This is a genomic window from Nitrospirillum karajorum, assembly GCF_036348415.1.
Lineage (GTDB): Bacteria > Pseudomonadota > Alphaproteobacteria > Azospirillales > Azospirillaceae > Nitrospirillum > Nitrospirillum amazonense_B.
Genome location: NZ_JAZBQB010000003.1, coordinates 439,096 through 457,708, shown reverse-complemented (window position 1 = coordinate 457,708; position 18,613 = coordinate 439,096). Strand labels below are relative to the sequence as shown.

General features: G+C 65.5%; 13 protein-coding genes and 1 pseudogene. 7 read left to right on the top strand and 7 right to left on the bottom strand.

The window, feature by feature from the left end:
* The first annotated feature begins 33 nt into the window (after positions 1-33).
* On the top strand, positions 34-1,371 hold the full coding sequence (locus UCD39_RS15725; protein ID WP_330496902.1) for an LLM class flavin-dependent oxidoreductase: 1,338 nt from the start codon (positions 34-36) through the stop codon (positions 1,369-1,371).
* 67 nt (positions 1,372-1,438) lie between these two features.
* On the opposite strand, the gene leuA is transcribed toward UCD39_RS15725, so the two are convergent.
* Positions 1,439-3,106: a 2-isopropylmalate synthase gene (gene leuA / locus UCD39_RS15720; RefSeq protein WP_330496901.1), complete on the bottom strand. Its 1,668-nt coding sequence runs from the start codon at positions 3,104-3,106 to the stop codon at positions 1,439-1,441.
* A gap of 568 nt (positions 3,107-3,674) precedes the next feature.
* Positions 3,675-5,849, bottom strand: coding sequence for a TonB-dependent siderophore receptor (locus UCD39_RS15715; RefSeq protein ID WP_330496900.1), 2,175 nt, complete (start codon positions 5,847-5,849; stop codon positions 3,675-3,677).
* 237 nt (positions 5,850-6,086) lie between these two features.
* Here UCD39_RS15715 and UCD39_RS15710 point away from each other — a divergent pair, with 237 nt between their 5' ends.
* Positions 6,087-6,395, top strand: coding sequence for a hypothetical protein (locus UCD39_RS15710; RefSeq protein WP_330496899.1), 309 nt, complete (start codon positions 6,087-6,089; stop codon positions 6,393-6,395).
* Positions 6,396-6,411: 16 nt separating this feature from the next.
* Here the strand turns inward: UCD39_RS15710 and UCD39_RS15705 are convergent, their stop codons facing one another.
* The 4 genes from UCD39_RS15705 to UCD39_RS15690 form a co-directional block, all read right to left on the bottom strand.
* On the bottom strand, positions 6,412-8,445 hold the full coding sequence (locus UCD39_RS15705; RefSeq protein WP_330496898.1) for a S9 family peptidase: 2,034 nt from the start codon (positions 8,443-8,445) through the stop codon (positions 6,412-6,414).
* 181 nt (positions 8,446-8,626) lie between these two features.
* A complete protein-coding gene (locus tag UCD39_RS15700) occupies positions 8,627-10,210 on the bottom strand; it encodes a S10 family peptidase (RefSeq protein ID WP_330496897.1) in 1,584 nt (527 codons plus the stop codon).
* Positions 10,211-10,382: 172 nt separating this feature from the next.
* Positions 10,383-11,942, bottom strand: coding sequence for a S10 family peptidase (locus UCD39_RS15695; protein ID WP_330496896.1), 1,560 nt, complete (start codon positions 11,940-11,942; stop codon positions 10,383-10,385).
* Between the two features lie 125 nt (positions 11,943-12,067).
* Positions 12,068-13,039: an NAD-dependent epimerase/dehydratase family protein gene (locus UCD39_RS15690; protein WP_330496895.1), complete on the bottom strand. Its 972-nt coding sequence runs from the start codon at positions 13,037-13,039 to the stop codon at positions 12,068-12,070.
* Between the two features lie 127 nt (positions 13,040-13,166).
* Here UCD39_RS15690 and UCD39_RS15685 point away from each other — a divergent pair, with 127 nt between their 5' ends.
* From UCD39_RS15685 to UCD39_RS15665, 5 genes and pseudogenes are all read left to right on the top strand, one after another.
* Complete coding sequence (locus UCD39_RS15685; RefSeq protein ID WP_330496894.1) at positions 13,167-14,114, top strand: protein kinase family protein; 948 nt, start codon at positions 13,167-13,169, stop codon at positions 14,112-14,114.
* A gap of 52 nt (positions 14,115-14,166) precedes the next feature.
* A pseudogene (locus tag UCD39_RS15680) lies at positions 14,167-14,256 on the top strand (LysR family transcriptional regulator); the annotation flags it as partial.
* Positions 14,257-14,489: 233 nt separating this feature from the next.
* Positions 14,490-15,017 carry a LysR substrate-binding domain-containing protein gene (locus tag UCD39_RS15675; RefSeq protein ID WP_330496893.1) on the top strand — a complete coding sequence of 176 codons (528 nt, stop codon included), beginning with the start codon at positions 14,490-14,492 and terminating at the stop codon, positions 15,015-15,017.
* A gap of 165 nt (positions 15,018-15,182) precedes the next feature.
* Complete coding sequence (locus UCD39_RS15670; protein ID WP_330496892.1) at positions 15,183-16,034, top strand: 2,4-didehydro-3-deoxy-L-rhamnonate hydrolase; 852 nt, start codon at positions 15,183-15,185, stop codon at positions 16,032-16,034.
* A 214-nt stretch (positions 16,035-16,248) separates the two neighbouring features.
* Positions 16,249-17,076 (top strand): NAD-dependent epimerase/dehydratase family protein, encoded by an 828-nt coding sequence (locus UCD39_RS15665; protein WP_330496891.1) that lies wholly within the window; start codon positions 16,249-16,251, stop codon positions 17,074-17,076.
* On the opposite strand, the gene UCD39_RS15660 is transcribed toward UCD39_RS15665, so the two are convergent.
* Positions 17,073-18,566, bottom strand: coding sequence for a hypothetical protein (locus tag UCD39_RS15660; protein WP_330496890.1), 1,494 nt, complete (start codon positions 18,564-18,566; stop codon positions 17,073-17,075). The genes UCD39_RS15665 and UCD39_RS15660 overlap by 4 nt on opposite strands.
* Positions 18,567-18,613 lie beyond the last annotated feature (47 nt).

Below are 18,613 nucleotides of genomic sequence, written 5' to 3'. Positions count from 1 at the left end.
ATGCTGACCGCCTCGACATCAGCGGAGGCGATCATGAGTGCGGGCAAGCAGTTGAAACTGGGCTTCATCCTTCACGGCGTGGGCCGGACGTGGGGGGATTGGCGCCATCCCGACGCGCAGCCCAGCGCCAGCACGGACGTCGCCTTCTACAAGCGCCAAGCCCAGGTGGCGGAGCGGGGGAAGTTCGATTTCCTGTTCGTGGCCGACAGCGTCTACATCACCGAGAAGTCCAGCCCGCATTACCTGAACCGCTTCGAGCCGCTGACCATCCTGTCGGCGCTGGCCGGCGCCACCAGCCATATCGGCCTGGTGGGGACCCTGACGGTCAGCTACAGCGAACCGTACACCGTGGCGCGCCAGTTCGCCTCGCTGGACCATATCAGCGGCGGCCGGGCGGGGTGGAATGTGGTCACCAGCTGGCTGGAAGGCAGCGCCGCCAATTACAGTAAGGCCCAGCACTTGGCCCATGACCAGCGCTATCGCCTGGCGGCGGAGTACCTGGACGTGGTCCAGGGCCTGTGGGACAGCTGGGAGGATGACGCCCTGGTCCATGACAAGGAAAGCGGCGTCTTCTTCGATCCCAAGAAGCTCAACACCCTGGACCACAAGGGGGAGTTCTTCCAGGTGCGGGGACCGCTGAACATCGCCCGTTCGCCCCAGGGGCAGCCGGTGATCTTCCAGGCCGGCGCGTCGGAGGATGGCAAGAACTTCGCCGCCAAGCATGCCGACGCCATCTTTGTCGGCCAGGACGACCTGGCGGAGGCGCAGGCCTACTACGCCGACGTGAAGGCGCGCGCCGCCGGCTTCGGCCGCGATCCGGACAAGGTGTTCATCCTGCCGGGCGTGGCGCCGGTGGTGGGCGCCACCGAGGCGGAGGCCGAGGCCAAGTACCAGGAACTGGCCAACCTGGTGTCCATCGAGAACGCCCTGTCCATGCTGGGCCGGCCGTTCAACGACCATGACTTCACCCAGTACGACCTGGACGCGCCGTTCCCCGAGGTCGGGGCCGATGCGTACAACAGCACCCAGAGCGCCGTGCTGAAGATCGTGGCGGCGGCCAAGGCGGACAACCTGACCCTGCGCCAGGTGGCCCAGCGTTTCGCCACCCCGCGCGGCAACTTCGTCGGCACGCCGGAACAGATCGCCGACAAGTTCCAACACTGGCTGGAGGCCAAGGCCGCCGACGGCTTCGTCTTCTTCGAGGCGCTGCCCCGGCAGCTGGACGTGTTCGTGGACACCGTGGTGCCCATCCTGCAGGAACGCGGCCTGCTGCGGCGGGAGTATGACGGCGTCACCTTCCGCGACAACCTGGGGCTGGAGGTGCCGGTCAACCGCTTCACCGCCGCCAAGGCGGCGCGGGGGGCCGCCTGACCGCGATGGCTTGAGGCGGGGGCGCGGACGGGTGGCGTTGGGGCGCCACCCGTCCTTTCTTTTGGGCTCAGCCGGCGCCGTTGGCGGCGCTGAGCACGGCGCGGACGGAGGCGGTGGCGACGTCGGTGTCGATGCCCACGCCGAAGACTTTGCGGCCGTCGCCGGTGCGGCACTCGACATAGGCCGCGGCGCGGGCGTCGCCGCAGTGGCCGATGGCGTGTTCCTGGTAATCGACGATGTCCAGCTCCACCCCGCAGTCGGCCTTCAGCGCGGCCAGCACGCTGGACAGCAGGCCATTGCCCCGGCCGCTGACGCTGCGTTCCTCCCGGCCCACGCTGATGCGGCCGACGAACATGCGCTCCCGGCTGCCGGCGGCGCCGGTCTCTTGGTAGTCGATCAGTTCGAAGCGCTGCAGGCCGGTCAGGCAGTAGGTGTCCTGGAAGATGGACCAGATGTCGGCCGCCGTCAGTTCGCGGCTGGTCTCGTCGGCGTAGCCTTGGACCACGCGGCTGAAGTCGATCTGCAGGGGCCGGGGCAGCTTCAAGCCTTTGTCCTGTTCCATGACCCAGGCGATGCCGCCCTTGCCCGACTGGCTGTTGACGCGGATGACGGCCTCATAGCCGCAGCCCAGGTCGGTGGGGTCGATGGGCAGGTAGGGCACGTCCCAGAACTGATCGTTGCGCCCGGCCTGCGCGGCGAAGCCCTTCTTGATGGCGTCCTGATGCGATCCGGAGAAGGCGGTGAACACCAGCTCACCCGCATAGGGGTGGCGGGGATGCACCGGGATCTGGTTGCAGTACTGGACCGTCTGCACGACCGACTGGATGTCGGAGAAGTCCAGGCCCGGGTCCACGCCCTGGGTGTACAGGTTCAGGCCCAGGGTCACCAGGTCGACATTGCCCGTACGCTCGCCATTGCCGAACAGGCAGCCCTCGACACGATCGGCACCGGCCTGCACCGCCAGTTCCGCCGCCGCCACGCCGGTGCCCCGGTCGTTGTGCGGGTGGACGCTGATGACCACGCTGTCGCGGCGGCTGATCTGGCGGCAGAACCGCTCGATCTGGTCGGCGTAGATGTGGGGGCCGGCGGCCTCCACCGTCGCCGGCAGGTTCAGGATGACGGGCTTGTCGGGCGTGGGTTGCAGCACGTCCAGCACCGCCTCGCACACCTCCAGGGCGAAGTCGGGCTCCGCCGTGCTGAAGGTCTCGGGCGAGTATTCGAAGATCCAGTCGGTGTCGGGATGCTTCTCCGCCTGCTCGCGCATGATGGTCACGCCCTTGACGGCGATGTCCTTGATGCCGGCCCGGTCCATGCCGAAGACGATGCGGCGCCAGGCGGGGGAGATGGCGTTGTACATGTGGACGATGGCGCGGGGGGCGCCGTGCAGGCTCTCGAACGTGCGCTCGATCAGGTCGCGCCGCGCCTGGGTCAGCACCTGGATGGTGACGTCGTTGGGGACCTTGCCGCCCTCCACCAGGCTGCGGACGAAGTCGAATTCCGTCTGTGAGGCGGAGGGGAAGCCGACCTCGATCTCCTTGAAGCCGATCCTCACCAGCATGTCGAAGAAGCGCTGCTTCTTCTCCGCGTCCATGGGATCGATCAGGGCCTGGTTGCCGTCGCGCAGGTCGGTGGACAGCCAACGCGGCGCGCGGGTGATGGCGCGCGACGGCCAGGTGCGGTCGGGCAGGTCGGCATGGGCGAAGGGGCGGTATTTGGTGGACGGATCGCGCAACATGATCAGGGCGTCTCTGCTTTTAAAGTATTCAGTCGGGGGAGGTGAATACGGCCAAACCTACAGCCGCCGGATGGCCGTCAGGCCCGGCGACCGCCGGTAAGGCGCAGACGCGCGGCGAGGGTCAGCGGCTGGGCGCTGGCGGCGGCGATGCTGGCTTTGGCAGAAATGGCCCAGGGGGCGATATGACATGACATGGGTAAAACTCACGAACCTTACGCAACCTTATGACGAAATGCCCGGTCCTCTCAGGAGGCCGGGTTCATAAGGAGCAGCAGGGTGGTCGTGGTCACGGTCATGATGCCCAGGATAAAACCGGCATCCGGGCGGCGTGTCAAGCGAACACGCTCACGAAATTTCAAGGACAGCCATGCCCTGGCATCAAAGGGTCGACGCCGGGGCGATAGCGACAATGTTTGGTCTAAGCCTCTCCGAGGTGGAGCACGAGCATGATCTGCGCTCCTACTCGTGCAGGACGCAACCGCGTCCGCCGGAGATTTCCGGTGAACGGAGTGGACTGGAAATCGAGGATAGCCAAAGGCCCGGACGGGCCTGCCGGCGCCTGAGGAACTTACAGATCCAGCGTGGCCGAGAAGCGCACCGTCGCCGGCATGCCGGCATAGAGCGTGCTGCCGCCGGTGGCCCAATAGCGTTCGTTGGTCACGTTGTCGGCGTTGACGCGCAGGGTCAGCCCGCTTCCCCGCACCATGGTCTTGTAGCTGGCGCCCAGGCTGAGCGTGGTGTAGGCGGGCAGATAGGCGCGGTTCTGCGCTTCCGCCGCCCGGTCGCCGGTGTAGTAGACGCCGGCGTTCAGGGCCACGCCACCCAGGAAGTCGGGATGGTACTCCGCGAAGACGGAGCCGGACCAGCGTGGCGTGTTTTCCACCCGCCGGCCGTCCTGGTAGACGTTGCCGGTGTTCTCCTGCAGGGCGTTCAGATACTGGCCGCTGACCAGCAGCGATACGTCGGGCAGCACCTCCCCCTGGATGGAGGCTTCCACGCCCTGATGCACGGCCGTGCCGTTGACGACATAGGTGTTGTGGATGTCGGTGTAGGCCAGGCCACGCTCGATATGGAACCAGGCCAGCGACATCATCGCCCCGCCCACCTCCATGCGTCCGCCCGCCTCCACCTGCTTGCTGACCACCGGGTCCAGGATGCTGCCGGCATTGGTGGTGCCGTCGGGGGCGGTGCCGGCGCTCTCCAGCCCCTCGATATAGGTGGCGTACAGGCTGGACTTCGGCGTCAGCTTGTAGACCAGGCCGGCGGTCGGGGTGACCGTCTGCACGGCGTAGTTCCGGGCGGTGGAGGCGGTGTCGTAGTCGACATAGCGGGCGCCGGCGATCAGCAGCCAGCTCTCGCCCAGGTGCGCCATGTCCATGACATAGCCGCCGGTGTCGATGTTGACGCTGCCGGCGTTCAGCTTGGTGGTGGTGAACTTCAGGCTGTCATAGGGGATGGTCAGCGGGTCGTACAGGTTCTGCTTCACCCCGACGTAGGACTGCTGGTGCTGGTCCTCCTGGGTTTGGCGGTTGCGGCTGAACCCCAGCAGCAGTTCGTGGTTGATGGGGCCGGTGTCAAACTTGCCTGACACTTCCAGCCGCAGGTTCTGGTTGCGATATTCCTGGTCGGGCGTGTAGGTGCCGGTGATGGTGCCGGCACCGGTGGCCAGGTTGACGGAGCCGAGGTTGGCGATGGTGCGTTGCCGCCGGGTGGAGGCGACGCCGAACTCCGCACGGGCGGACCAGTCGTCGGTGATGGCGTAGTCAGCGCGGCCCACCACGTTGGTGGCCCAGGTGTTGTAGGGGGCGTTCAGCGGCGCCAGGCGCTGCGTGGGGTCGGGCACGGCGGGCAGGGTGATGGTGCCGCCATTGCCGTTCTTGGCGCCCACGGCGCTAGGCAGCGTGACGCCGCCCGGCTCATCCATCTCGCGGCGGTAATACTCGGTGTCCAGCTTGAAGGTCAGCCGCTCGGTGGCGCGCCAGTCGAAGGCGCCGCTCATCAGCCAGCGGCGGCCGTCCACGTCGTTCACCGGCGTGCCGATACGCGAGGCGTAGCCGTTGACGCGGGCGCCGTACTCATTGTGGTCGCCGAACTCCCGCCCGATGTCGAAGCCGCTGCCGAAGCTGCCGTTGCCGTCGCCGTTCATGGTGAAGCTGGTGACGGGGTCGGGCCCCGCCCGCTTGGTCACCACGTTGACGATGCCCGACGGCGTGCTGATGCCGTAGTACAGCGCCGACACGCCCTTCAGCAGCTCGACCCGCTGCTTGTTCTCGATGGGGATGGGGCCCAGGTTGATGATGGGCAGGGAGCCATTCAGGCGATAGTTGGTGCGCGCGTTCATCAGCACGCCGCGCGATACGAAGTTGTTGCTGGTCAGGGGGCTGGTGGACTGCTGGGTGATGCCCGGCGTGTTGCGCAATGCGTCGTCCAGCCCTTGCGCCCCCTGCGCGTCCAGCAGGGCGCGCGGCAGGATGGACACCGTCAGCGGCGTGTCCAGCAGCGACTGGTTCCGGAAGGCGCCGACCTGCACCACCTCCGCCTTGAAGGAGGGGGTCTGCGTGCCACTCACGATGATGTCGTCCAGCGCCTTTTCCTGGCCGGCGTCGGTGCCCCCGGTGGCGCTCCCCGTCGCATCCGTCACCGCATCCGCAGGGGCGGCAACGGCGTCGGCGGCCTGGGCTTGCTGGGAATAGTGCAGGGCCGTCAGCAGGGCCAGAAGCGACACGGCGGCGCGCGTTTTCATCGGGGGGTCCGTTAGGTAAGGGCGGTGACGGGCTCCTTCATAGTGAGAGTGATAACGGATCGCAATTGCATTTTATGTATGCATAGCTGAAGGCCGTCGTTCCTATGTCGCCAATCGCTCTCCCCAAGGAGTTATCGTTGAAGCGCGTCGAAAACTTTCGATTAGCCTCTACTTGGTCAAGATTGGGGGTTTATCATTCCTGGTAAGCGTGCTCTTCACGTAGCCAAGAGGTCTGGAATGGTCGATGCCGAGGATGTTGAATCGTCAAGCGACATGGAGGTTCTCCATGTCGCTGACGAGCTTAACAATATTTGTGGGCTGTCTTCCCATGCCGCTAACATCAAAGCCCGGAAGGACTCATTAAGGAATCCAGAGCTTTATAGATATAGCAAGCTGGGCATTGAAGATCTTTCATTTCGAGTTTCTACGGAACATGCAAGGGAAATGTTGATCTTTTACATAAAGGATGCCACGCGTTCAGGAGAACATGACCTCGCTCGCAAGTTAAAGGAGGTTTTTGGAATTGATGCTGCCGACTTAAATTGACAGTCGCAACCAACGATCAGTTCTTGCCCAGCGCCGCCGCCAGCCCCGGCGTGAACTGGGCCCCGTCGGGCACGGTGATGCTGGAACCCTTCAGCGCCGTGCCGAAGGGTTCGGCGCGGCCGCCCAGGCAGGCGCCCAGGAACTGTTCGGCGGCGGCGTTGAAGGCGATGCTGTTTTCCGGGCGGGCGAAGCCGTGGCCCTCGTCGGGGAACAGGATGTAAGTGACGGGGATGTTCTTCTCCTTCATCGCCTTCACGATCTGGTCCGATTCCGCCTGGTTGACGCGGGGGTCGTTGGCGCCCTGGCCGATCAGCAGCGGCTTCTTGATATCCGCCGCCTTGAACAGGGGGGAGGCGTCGTGCAGCAGCTGGCGGCCGTCCTCCGTCGTCGGATCGCCCATGCGCTTGTAGAACTGCTGCTTGCCGGCCTCCCAATAGGGCGGGATGGTCTTCAGCAGGGTGGCGAGGTTGCTGGGGCCGACGATGTCCACGCCGCAGGCGAAGGCGTCGGGGGTGAAGGTCAGGCCGGCCAGGGTGGCATAACCGCCATAGGACCCGCCCATGATGGCCACCTTGTCCTTGGTGGTGATGCCCTGCTTCACGGCCCAGTCGACGGCGTCGATCAGGTCGTCATGCATCTTGCGGCCCCATTGCAGGTTGCCGGCGGTGATGAAGTTCTTCCCGAAGCCGGTGGACCCCCGGTAGTTGACCGACAGCACGGCATAGCCCCGGTTGGCCAGCCACTGGTGATAGCCGTTGTAGCCGTAGCCGTCGCGCGCCCAGGGGCCGCCGTGGACGAACAGCACCATGGGCAGGGGCTGGTCGGGGTGGCCATCGCCCTTGCTGTCGGCCCCGGCCGGCAGGGTGAGGTAGGAGACCAGGGTCAAGCCGTCGCGCGCCTTGATCTCCACGGGGTGCATGGCCGAGAGGTCGGCGCCCTCCAACTCCGGCCGGTTGACGAACAGCTTGGTCAGGGTGTGGGCCTTGCGGTCGAAGCGGTATGTCGCCGCCGGCGCCGTGACCGGGTCCACCACCACGATCCAGGCGCTGTCGTCGTCGGTGCGGCTGGTGATGTGGATGTCGCCCTTCAACTGGGTCTTCAGGAAGTCCAGCTCGGCGCCGATCTTGGGATCCAGCGCCGTCCATTCCGTGCGCAGGTAATCGACGGCATAGGCCTGGACCACCCCCGTCTTGGGATCGGCCAGGATCTCGCCGACATCGGCCTTGGCGCTCTGGCCCACCACCTGGGTGGCGCCGGTGGCGGCGTCCTGGGCGATCAGGGCGGCGGTGTCGCGGCTGCGGCTGTCGATCCAGTACAGGGTCTTGCCATCCTCGGTATAGCCCAGGGCATTGGTGGTCAGGCTGTCGTCCAGCCCGACCGCGCCCAGCGGCTGGGCTTCGACCTTATTGTCGGCCACGCGGAAGAAGTCGGTGCCGCCGTCGGGCCGCGACTTGGCCGCCAGGCGCAGCTTCAGGGACTCGTCCGCGACGAAACCGGCATAGCCCTCGTTCTTGAACACCAGGGTCAGGGCGCCCTTGGCCAGGTCCAGGCTGTAGACGTCGAACCACCGGGGATCGCGGTTGTTCAGGCCAACCAGGATGCGGTCCTTGATGCGGTGGCTGGTGCCGATGATGTCGACGCGCGTCTTTTCCTGCGGCGTCAGGGTGCGCTGTTCGCCCGTGGCGACCGTGACGCCGTAGAGGACGAAATTCTCATCCCCGCCCTTGTCGTTGACGAACAGGATCATCTTGCCGTCGGGCGACCAGAAATACTGGCGGATGGGGCGGACCTTCTCCGCTGTCAGGGCCTTCGCCTTGGTGGGGTCGCTGGCCGGTGCCACCCAGATGTTCAGCACGCCGTCGCGCGGCGCGATCCATGACAGCCATTTGCCGTCGGGGCTCAGCTTGGCCTGGGTGCGGCTGGGGTTGCCAAAGAACTTGGCCCGTTCGATCAGGGGGGCGGCCGGGCTGGTGGCCGGGGCGGGCGGGGCGGCCAGGGTGAGGGAGGTGGTGCCCAGCAGCAGGGCCAACGCCAGTACGGAAGAGCGCATCAGTATCCTCGTGAGTTGTAGTCGGCCGCCCTGTCGGGAAGCGGTGTCCGGTGATGGGAGTCCGGTGGTCGGGTCAGGGCGTTAGGATGAGGGCGGCCCCGCCCCACAGCAAGCCATTGGATGGGCTTACACATTTGGGGTGGGCCCAATGGGGATGGGGCGAGGCCGGCTGGGTCGTGCCTTAAGCGCCGCCTGGGGCCGCCTTGTCGTAGAAGGCGTCCAGGTCGACGACCAGTTGCTTCAGTGCATCTGGGTTCAGGTAGATCATGTGCCCCGACGGGTAGTACTTGAACGTCAGGTTCTTCCGCTGCGCCGGTTCCAGGGCCATGTGGTTGATGTCGTACTCCGTGGCGAAGAACGGCGTGGCCATGTCGTAATAGCCGTTCAGCGACAGCACCTGCAGGTGTGGGTTCTGGCGCATGGCCAGGCTGAGGTCCAGGGCCACGTCCGGCACCTCCATCCTGCCCACGCTGGGCACCTTGTGGTGCCAGTCCCACTGCTCATTGGCGTCGTCGGAGCCGGCGCGGTACTCCAGATCCGTCTTATAGCCCAGTTCCCCGCCCAGATAGGCGCGCAGGCTGGAGATGAAGGCGCTGTTGATGGCGCTGTCGGAGGGGTCGTATTCCGGCCCTTCGCCGGCGGCGTCCGTGTCCACGCCCAGGAAGCGGCTGTCGAAGCGGCCCACCGTCTGCCGCTTGTCGCGCAGCAGTTCCTTCTGGAAGCGGAACAGGTCGACGCGCAGCTTGGCCCGCTTCAGGTACTCGACCGACAGGCCGGTGAGGGCGGCCATCTGCTTGGCCACCGCGTCCTCCTCCTCGGGCGTGATGGTCTGGCCCTTGGCCAGCGCGGCGGCGTAGGGCCCGCGGGCGAAGACCCGCACCTGCTGCACGAAGGCCGCCAGGTCGGCCGGCTTGTTGGGGATGCGGTTGTGATACCAGGCGGTGGCGGCGTAGCTGGGCAGGAAGGCGATGTAGCCCTCGTCATAACCCGGCTGCCCGATGCCGTAGTTCAGGATGGAGGACAGCAGGATGACGCCGTTCAGATCCATCCCGTCCTGCTGCAGCCGGTTGGACAGCGCGGCTGACCGGGTGGTGCCGTAGGACTCGCCGAACAGGAATTTGGGCGAGTTCCAGCGGTTGTTGAGCGTGACGTACCGGCTGATGGCGCGGGCGAAGCCGTCCACGTCCTGGTCCACGCCCCAGAAGTCCTTGCCCTTGGTCTCGCCCAGGGGGCGGGAATAGCCGGTGCCGATGGCGTCGATGAACACCAGGTCGGTCTTGTCCAGCAGGCTGTCGTCATTGGCGCTGAAATTGTAGGGCGCCGGGGCGTTGTTGTCCGGGCTGGCCGTACGCACCCGGATGGGCCCGAACGATCCCATGTGCAGCCACAGGCTGGCCGATCCCGGGCCGCCATTATAGAGGAAGGTCACCGGCCGCTTGGCCGGCGACGCGCCCTCGGCCGTATAGGCGACATAAAAGACGCTGGCCGTGGGCTTGCCGTCGTTGTCGCGGATGGTCAGGGTGCCGGCGGTCGCCTGATAGCGGATGCTCTTGCCCTTGATGGTGACGGTGTGGGACGTGGTCTTGGCCGTCTCCGTCACCGGCGCGCGGGCGGTGGCCGCCTCGATCTGCTCCGCCACCTTTTCGTTCTTCGGCGTGTCGTCCCCGCCCTTGTCCTTCTTGTCCTCGGCGCCACTGGCCCACCCGGCCACGGCGACGGAGGTCAACAGCACCGCCGTCAGCGCGGCCACGACCGTTTTACGCATTCCCCACTCCCTGTTGAAAACCTGGCATAACCAGGCTCGATAACAGGGAATGTAATATTATAACACAGTCAATGTCTGCCCTGGTTTTTCAGTGTCCCGCCTTTTTGTCGCAGTGGCGGGGGCCGGCCGCATCAAACCCGATGCAAAGCCGGCCCCAGCTCGCCTGGCCTGATTAAGGTGCCGCCGGGGCTGCCTTGTCGTAGAAGGCGTCGAGGTCGGCGATCATCTGCTTCAGCGCCTCGGGGTTCAGATAGACCATGTGGCCGGAGGGGTAATACTTGAAGGTCACGTTTCGGCGCTGGGCCGGCTCCAGCTGCATGTGGCCGATGTCGTACTCCGTGCCGAAGAAGGGCGTCGCCAGATCGTACCAGCCGTTCATCGACAGCAATTGCAGGTGCGGGTTCTGGCGCATGGCCTCCGCCAGGTCCAACGCCACGTCCGGCGTGGACATCGTCAGATTGCCGATCTTGTGCCGCCAATCCCATTGGGTGATGGCGCCCTCGGCGTTGCGGCGGTAATTCAGGTCCGTCTTGTAGCCCAGGTCACCGCTGATATAGGACCGCTGGCTGGCGATGAAGGCCCCAGAGATGGCGGAGGAGGAGGGGTCGTACTCTGGTCCCTCGCCGGCGGTATCGCTGTCCACCCCCAGGAAACGCGCGTCATAACGGCCCAAGGTTTCCGCCTTGTCGCGCAGCAGCTCCTTGCGGAAGCGCAGTTGGCTGACGCGCAGCTTGGCATGTTTCAGATAGTCGACCGACAGGCCGGTGTAGGCCGACAACTGCTTGGCCACCGCGTCCTCTTCCTCGGGCGTGATGTCCTGCCCCTTGGCCAGCGCCACGGTGTAGGGCCCGCGCGCATACTCCCGCACCTTTTGCAGGAAGGCCGGCAGGTCGGCGGGCTTGTTGGGGATGCGATTGTGGTACCAGGCGATGGCGGCGTAGCTGGGCAGGTAGGAGACGTAGATGTTGTCGAAGCCGGGCTGGCGGATGCCGTAATTGAGGATGGAGGACAGCAGGACGACGCCGTTCAAATCCATGCCGTCCTGCTGCAGGCGGTTGGCCAGGGCGGCGGACCGGGTGGTGCCGTAGGATTCGCCGAACAGGAATTTGGGCGAGTTCCAGCGGTTGTTGATCGTGACATAGCGGGTGATGGCGCGGGCGAAGGCGTCCACGTCTTGGTCCACGCCCCAGAAGTCCTTGCCCTTGGCCTCGCCCAGCGCGCGGGAATACCCGGCCTCCACCGCGTCGATGAACACCAGGTCGGTCTTGTCGAGGATGCTGTCCTCGTTGGCGGAATAGACATAGGGCGCCGGCGGTGTGTTGTCCGGGGCGTTGGTGCGCACCCGCACCGGCCCCAGCCCCATATGCAGCCACAGGCTCGCCGCGCCGGGGCCCCCGTTGTAAAGGAAGGTCACCGGGCGCTTGGTCGCCGGCGCGCCGTCGGCGGTATAGGCGACATAGAACATGCTGGCCAGGGGCTTGCCGTCATTGTCGCGGATGGTCAGGGTGCCGGCGGTCGCCTGGTAACGGATACTCTTGCCCTTGATGGTGACGGTGTGGGGGCTGCTCTTGGCCGTCTCGGCGATAGGGGCGCGGGCGGTGGCGGCCTCGATCTGCTCCGCGATCTTGCCCGCCTTGGGATTGTCCTCCCCGCCCTTGTCCTTCTTGTCCTCGGCCCAGCCGTTGGTCGCCACGCTGGCCATCAGCGCCGCCGTCAACATGGCCCCCGTCATTTTTCCAACCGCCCTTTTTTTCATTCCCCGCTCCATATGAAGGGATTGTGAATTCGGGGAAATTTGATGTGGAAAGCGGGGGCGTTTGTCCAGGCCGGATATTTCCACCGGTGGGGAGCTCTAGCTCAAATCCTTAAACAGTGCATATTTTCCAAGGTGTTAAGAACTGATATGTCCAGTGGCGTATGCGGTTCCTCACCGAGGAAGGCTTTTAACCTGTCATTGTCCAGGCGCACGGGGCGCTGCCAAAGGTAGCGCATCTCGCGCAGTTCGCGGAACACGGTGACGACGGGGGATGCCAGGGTCACCAGCCACCAGGGGAAGGCGGTGATCGCGGGCCGCTTGCCACCCTGCGCCACCACCACCCGCTGGATGGCGTGTGCCATCTCCACCCCCGGCTCCAGCCAATGACCGCCGAAATGGAAGGTCTCGAAAGCCGCCAAGTCGCTCTCCCGCGCCAGCAGTTGGCTCACCGTCTCCGCCGCGTCGGGCAGGTAGGCCCAGGCGTGGCCGACGGCATGCGGGCCGGGGTAGGGGATGGAGGTCACCGGCCGGCCCGGCTTCACCAGGCCCTGGCCGAACCAGTTGTTGCCGGCCTGCGGCCCGAAGAAGTCGCCACAGCGCAGGATCAGGACGCGGGCGCCCCTCTGGCTGGCCTGGCGTAACCGCTGCTCCATGGCCACCCGGATGCCGCCCTTCACCGTGGTGGGGTTCTGCGGCGACCCTTCCGTCAGATCGGGCAGGGCATCGGGGCCGTAATTGTAGACCGATCCGGGCAGGACGATGCGGGCGCCCACCGCCGTGGCGGCGGCGATGGTGTTGTCCAGCATGGGCAGCACCAGCTTGTCCCAATCCTTATAGCCCGGCGGGTTCACGGCATGGACGATGACATCCGCGCCCAGGGCGGCTTGGGCCACGTCGTCGGCGTTCAGGGCGTCCCCCCGGATCCAATGGGCCGCCGCCAGGTCCGCTCGCGGGCTCGGCCCCCTGGCCAGCGCCTTCACCGTCCAGCCCTGGGCCAGCAGGGTGGCCGCCACGGCGCCCCCGAAGCCGCCCTTGGCCCCAATCACCAGGGCCGTCTTGCCGTTCGTCGTCATCTCATCCCTCATCCGCCGCGTTGCGATGACAAGAGGGTAGGGGCAGTGTCAGCTAAACGTAATTGCGCAATATCTTTGGGTTGGCATACAGAAATGTATATGGAGCTTTAATCAACCCAAGGGTGTAATGTTGGGCTTTATGTTTTCTGAAACAAATGAGGGCGACATGTGGTTTTTTGGGAAAAGAGCAAGGAAATTAGAGCGGGAAAGCAAGATTGTCTATGATTTTATGTATCATGATGCCCGAAGGGTTGCATCGTTCATTTCACAGATGGAGCCTGGCGGCCATCTTCTTTCAATGAAACAATCAAGTCAAGAGATGTTATCAAAATCAAATAGGCGTTTATATTCTGGAAGTTTTTCTAGTATGTTTGGACTTAAGGCAGATCTCGAAAAGATTTCTGGTGGTCAGAGCATCGCTTCTTTTGAGAGGGTATATGACCCCCTATGGGGGAATGCAATTAATTTTATTAAATATCTGGAAGGTATGAAGTTGATTCACGAGAGTATTCATAACGCTAATATTGGGCAGTTCGTTTCTTTCTCTGGAATATTAAAGATATTAGATCTTAAAATGTTAAAAGATGCATGGGGAATGCCCAACGTAATTAGCCAGATAATAATAGGGAATACGTCATCCATGACAGAGCAGCAAATCAAAGAAAACGAATTGGCGTCGGACATTATCAAGCTGTTTCCACTTACTTTGCAGGCATATATGTATGAGCCAGGGGAAAATTTCAGCGCCTCATGGATGAATCTCGACCCAGAGTGTATGGTAGTTCCAGCCGACAATATCATAATGAAGTACGGTGTAACAGTTCAGGGAACATGGAAAGTTATAGGGATAAAGGATGCATATGTTGATACTGTGGAATCTAATGATCTGACATTTGATAGTATCAGAGGCCGGAAATGGGAAGATATTGCATCAGAAAGACATAGCACGGTAATCGCTATATTTGCAGAAATACTGTCGTCTATGGCTAGAAAGGGGCTTGGTCGCCCAAAGATATATTATGGAATCACGCCGATATTAATATACAGGGAAATTACTCCAAACATGGCGGAGTAGCTATTTGACCAGATCCGAACCCGGCTGGGAACTCTATCGCTCCTTCCTCGCGGTGTTGCGGGAGGGCAGCCTGTCGGCGGCTGGGCGTGCGCTGGGGCTGACCCAGCCCACCGTCGGCCGCCATGTGGAGGAGCTGGAGCGCGCGTTGGGCACGGCGCTCTTCACCCGTTCGCCCCAGGGCCTGACGCCCACGGAAACCGCGCTGGAACTGCGCGGCCATGCCGAGGCGATGGCCGCCGCCGCCGCGGCCCTGCAGCGCGCGGCGTCGGGCCCGGCGGATGCGGTGACGGGCAGCGTGCGCGTGACCGCCAGCGAGGTTGTGGGGGTGGAGGTGCTGCCCCCCTGCTGGCGGCCTTCCGCCGCGACCATCCCAGGGTGGCGATTGAGCTGTCCCTGTCCAACGAGACGGAAGACCTGCTGCGCCGCGACGCCGACATCGCCGTCCGCATGGTGCGGCCCACGCAAGGGGTCCTGGTGGCCCGGCACCTGGGCGTCATCGCGCTGGGCCTGCACGCCCACCGCCGCTATCTGGACGCCCAGGGCACGCCGACCAGCTGGGATGACCTGGCCAACCACAGCCTTATCGGTTTCGACACCGAAACAGCCGTGATCCGCAGCCTGCGCGCCCGGGGACGGTATTTCGGGCGTGAGCATTTCGCCTTCCGCGCCGACAGCGACGTGGCGCAACTGGCGGCCATCCGCGCCGGTTTTGGCATCGGCATTTGCCACGTGGGGCTGGGCCGGCGGGATCCTGACCTGGTGCACCTGCTGCCCGGTGCCCTGGGCTTCGACCTCGATACCTGGCTGGTCATGCACCCGGACCTGAAATCCAGCCGCCGGGTGCGCCTGCTGTACGACCATCTGGCCCTCGGCTTGGCGGACTATATCCGCACCGGGCAATAAGCCGCGCCGGCGGGGGCATGGCGGGGCGCATGCGGAAAAGCTGCGACGTCAAGTCCCGGTGCCGACGCCGGGGCATGAAAGGTTCGGCATTGCCAGCGGTATCACGTTGGAAGAAAACTGCGACCGCTAACAGAGCGCCTTTTCAATTCAGGGGTAGGACTTCCCATGAAGCTGCTGCGTTACGGCCCGGTGGGCCAGGAGAAACCCGGCCTGCTGGACGCCGCCGGCCAGATCCGCGACCTGTCGGGCCATGTGGCTGACATCGGCCCCGACCAGCTGTCGGCCCAGGGCCTCGCCACCCTGGCGGCGCTGGACCCCGCCAGCCTGCCCGTCGTGTCCGGCAGCCCGCGCCTGGGCGTGCCCTACACCGGCATTTCCAAGTTCCTGGCCGTGGGCCTGAACTATGCCGACCATGCCGCCGAATCCAACCTGCCCCTGCCCAAGGAGCCGGTGCTGTTCACCAAGGCCATCAGCTGCCTGAACGGCCCCAATGACGACGTCATGCTGCCCAAGGACAGCGTGAAGAGCGATTGGGAGGTGGAGCTGGGCATCGTCATCGGTACGACCGCCCGCTATGTCGATGAGGCCGACGCGCTCAGCCACGTCGCCGGCTATGTCCTGATCAACGACGTGTCGGAGCGTGAGTACCAGATCGAGCGCGGCGGCACCTGGGACAAGGGCAAGGGCTGCGACACCTTCGGCCCGGTCGGCCCCTGGCTGGTCACGGCCGATGAGATCGCCGATCCGCAGAACATCGACCTGTGGCTGGACGTGAACGGCACCCGCCGCCAGACCGGCAACACCAGCACCATGATCTTCGGCGTGGCGACGCTGGTCAGCTACATCAGCCGCTTCATCACCCTGCAGCCGGGCGACCTGATCACCACCGGCACCCCGCCGGGCGTGGGCATGGGCATGAAGCCGGAGCCGGTGTACCTGAAGGCCGGCGACGTCATGCGCCTGGGCTCCGACCTGCTGGGCACGCAGCAGCAGACGGTCATCGCCTGGCGGCGCTGATCCCACGGATCGTCTTTTGGGCCTACAGCGGCATGAAAATCCTCATGCCGCTCTAGGCCCCAAGGGGGCCGCCGGAAGTTTCCGGGAAACGCAGTGGACTGGAAACTGAGGAAGCCAAGCGGGCGGATGCCCGCGCCCGGCGATTGAGGGAAACGTTCCTGGTATAAGCGGGGGGCGGGGAAACCTGTCCCCCGTTCTGCTGTGAGGGGGGCCGATGCGCATCCTGGTCACCGGTTCGTCCGGCCCGTTGGGCGCCGCCATCGTGCGCCAGGGGTTGGCGCGCGGCTGGGCGGTGACCGGGCTGGACATCCGGGCGGGGGCCACCACCGATATCCAGGCCGACGTGACCGATGCCAGCGCGCTGGCGCGCGCCCTGGAGGGGCAGGACGCGGTCATCCATGTTGCGGCCCTGCATGCGCCCCAGGTGGGCCGGGTGCCGGATGCCGACTTCCACCGGGTGAACGTCCAGGCGACGGCGACGCTGCTGCGCCTGGCGGCCGAGGCCGGGGTGGGGCGCGTCGTCTACACCTCCACCACCTCCCTCTACGGTCACAGCCTGGTGCCGCCAGCGGGTGGCCTGGTCTGGGTGGATGAGAAGACGCCGGTCCGGCCGCGCGACATCTATGACGAGACCAAACGGGCGGCGGAGGATCTGTGCGACCAGGCCGGGCCCGCCTTTGCCAGGGGCCTGGCGGTCCTGCGCATCGCCCGCTGCTTCCGGCAGCCGTCCCCCACGCGTGCCGCCCACCGCCTGCACCGGGGCTTGAGCATGGTCGACGCGGCGGCGGCCCATGTCCACGCGGCGGCGGGGGCCGTCCCCGGCACCTTTCTCATTTCCGCCCTCACCCCCTTCCGGCGGGAGGAGGCGGGGGCCCTGGCCACGGATGCGGCGGGCCTGATCCGTGCCCGTCTGCCGCGCCTGGCCGCCCTGTTCGACCGCCGGGGTTGGCCCCTGCCGGTCCGGCTGGACCGGGTGTACGACGCCGGCCGCGCCGCCACCGTGCTGGGCTTCCGCCCGCGCTTCGATTTCTCCCGTCTTTAGGGCGCGATCCCTACCGCCTTGGCCAGCCAGGCCCGCTCCCCGGCGTCGTCGGCCGGGTCGCCCGTCCAGGTCAGGGCCGGGGTGGGGAGGTAGCTGACGTTGGAGCCGCGCGGCCGTTCCACCCAGGCCTTGTGGCCGAACGACATCCCGGCGTAGCCGGAGGGCAGGGGCGCCTCGGTCACTTCCATGAAGATGGTGTCGCCGTCGGTCTCGGTGCCCGCTTGGCGCACGTTGGGCAGGGCCAGGAACAAATCCACCAGATCCAGGCAGGCGGACACGCAGGCGCCATCGGTCAGCACGATGACTTGACCCCGCAAGGGATTGGGCGGCGGGCGCAGGGGATTGGGCCGGGCGGGGGCCTCGTCGGTGAAGGTGCTCTGGCCGGCGGCGATGGCATCATCATAGCGTGCCAGCCGACGCCGTATTTTGGCGGCGGTGTCGGTCTGAAGGCTGATATCCTTCCCCTGGGACAGATAGGCGGCGAGCTGGTCACGATTCAGGCGCGACGCGCGATAGACCACGGGCCCCAGGTCGGGTCTGCCCGCTTTTACCAGATCCGCCCCCCACAGCAGATCGGCCAGGGCATAAGCGAAGTCGGCGCCGCCGCCCGTGTTGCCGCGCACGTCGACCACGACCGTCCGCGCCCGCCGGATGGCCTCGAGATGGGTCTTCACCGCCCTCAGGGTGCGTTTCCACGCGTGGTCGCTGACCATGTCCGGCGCGCCGATCCACCAGCCCTCCTGGCCCCAGCGGCTGAGGCCAAATTGCGCACGGGCCGCCCGCGCGGGGCTGCTATCCTCCGTGGTGGGACGGTAGCTCAGGGTATAGGAGCGGGCAGGGCCGCCACCGGGCGGGTTGAAGGTGCAGGTCTTCAGGGGTGGCTGAAACAGGCTGCCCTCACTGGCCCAGAGCAGCCAGAAGGCGTAGCTACGGCGTTGGGAGTCCAGGGTCAGGTCCTGTCCGTTGCGCTCCTGCCGGTCATGCGCCAGGGCGGCGGCGGATACGCCGTCGCAGGCGACCAGTTGGGCGCCGGCCGGGGGCAGGGCCGTATCGGGCGCATGGGCGGTGACGGTATAGCCGCCACCGGCCCACGCCAGGTTGAAGCCCGGCCAGATATAACTGCGCCTTAGAGACGGGGCGTTCTTGGTCGCATAGGCGCCGATGTGGCTGTCGCGGAAGCCACTGGCGTAGAAGCGCAGCAGGTCGAAATAGGTTGCCTCATCCCGCACGGCGGGCAGCAGCTTCTTCGCTTCCAGCCGTCCAGTTTCCAGCCAGGCGCGGAAGGGGGCGCTGTCCTTCGCCACCACCATGGCCGGATGGTTGGCCACCAGGATGTCATGCATGGCGTTCAGGTCGGTCTCCGCCATCCGCCGCCAGTCGATGGCATCCGCCGCCGGCGCGGGTGTCGCCCCAGCGGCCACCATCATCAGGGCTGCCGCCACGCCCCTGCCCAAATGCCCCTTGCCCAAACGCCCCCGAACCACGGTCATCCTCCCCCTCGTTGCCCCCACCCCTCGTCACGGCCCCCCTTGTCACG

Bases quoted from the DNA above. Each gene is read 5' to 3' on its own strand.
- UCD39_RS15725 (WP_330496902.1), top strand. From the start codon at position 34: ATGAGTGCGGGCAAGCAGTTGAAACTGGGCTTCATCCTTCACGGCGTG.
- leuA (WP_330496901.1), bottom strand. From the start codon at position 3,106: ATGTTGCGCGATCCGTCCACCAAATACCGCCCCTTCGCCCATGCCGAC.
- UCD39_RS15715 (WP_330496900.1), bottom strand. From the start codon at position 5,849: ATGAAAACGCGCGCCGCCGTGTCGCTTCTGGCCCTGCTGACGGCCCTG.
- UCD39_RS15710 (WP_330496899.1), top strand. From the start codon at position 6,087: ATGGTCGATGCCGAGGATGTTGAATCGTCAAGCGACATGGAGGTTCTC.
- UCD39_RS15705 (WP_330496898.1), bottom strand. From the start codon at position 8,445: ATGCGCTCTTCCGTACTGGCGTTGGCCCTGCTGCTGGGCACCACCTCC.
- UCD39_RS15700 (WP_330496897.1), bottom strand. From the start codon at position 10,210: ATGCGTAAAACGGTCGTGGCCGCGCTGACGGCGGTGCTGTTGACCTCC.
- UCD39_RS15695 (WP_330496896.1), bottom strand. From the start codon at position 11,942: ATGACGGGGGCCATGTTGACGGCGGCGCTGATGGCCAGCGTGGCGACC.
- UCD39_RS15690 (WP_330496895.1), bottom strand. From the start codon at position 13,039: ATGACGACGAACGGCAAGACGGCCCTGGTGATTGGGGCCAAGGGCGGC.
- UCD39_RS15685 (WP_330496894.1), top strand. From the start codon at position 13,167: ATGTTGGGCTTTATGTTTTCTGAAACAAATGAGGGCGACATGTGGTTT.
- UCD39_RS15670 (WP_330496892.1), top strand. From the start codon at position 15,183: ATGAAGCTGCTGCGTTACGGCCCGGTGGGCCAGGAGAAACCCGGCCTG.
- UCD39_RS15665 (WP_330496891.1), top strand. From the start codon at position 16,249: ATGCGCATCCTGGTCACCGGTTCGTCCGGCCCGTTGGGCGCCGCCATC.
- UCD39_RS15660 (WP_330496890.1), bottom strand. From the start codon at position 18,566: ATGACCGTGGTTCGGGGGCGTTTGGGCAAGGGGCATTTGGGCAGGGGC.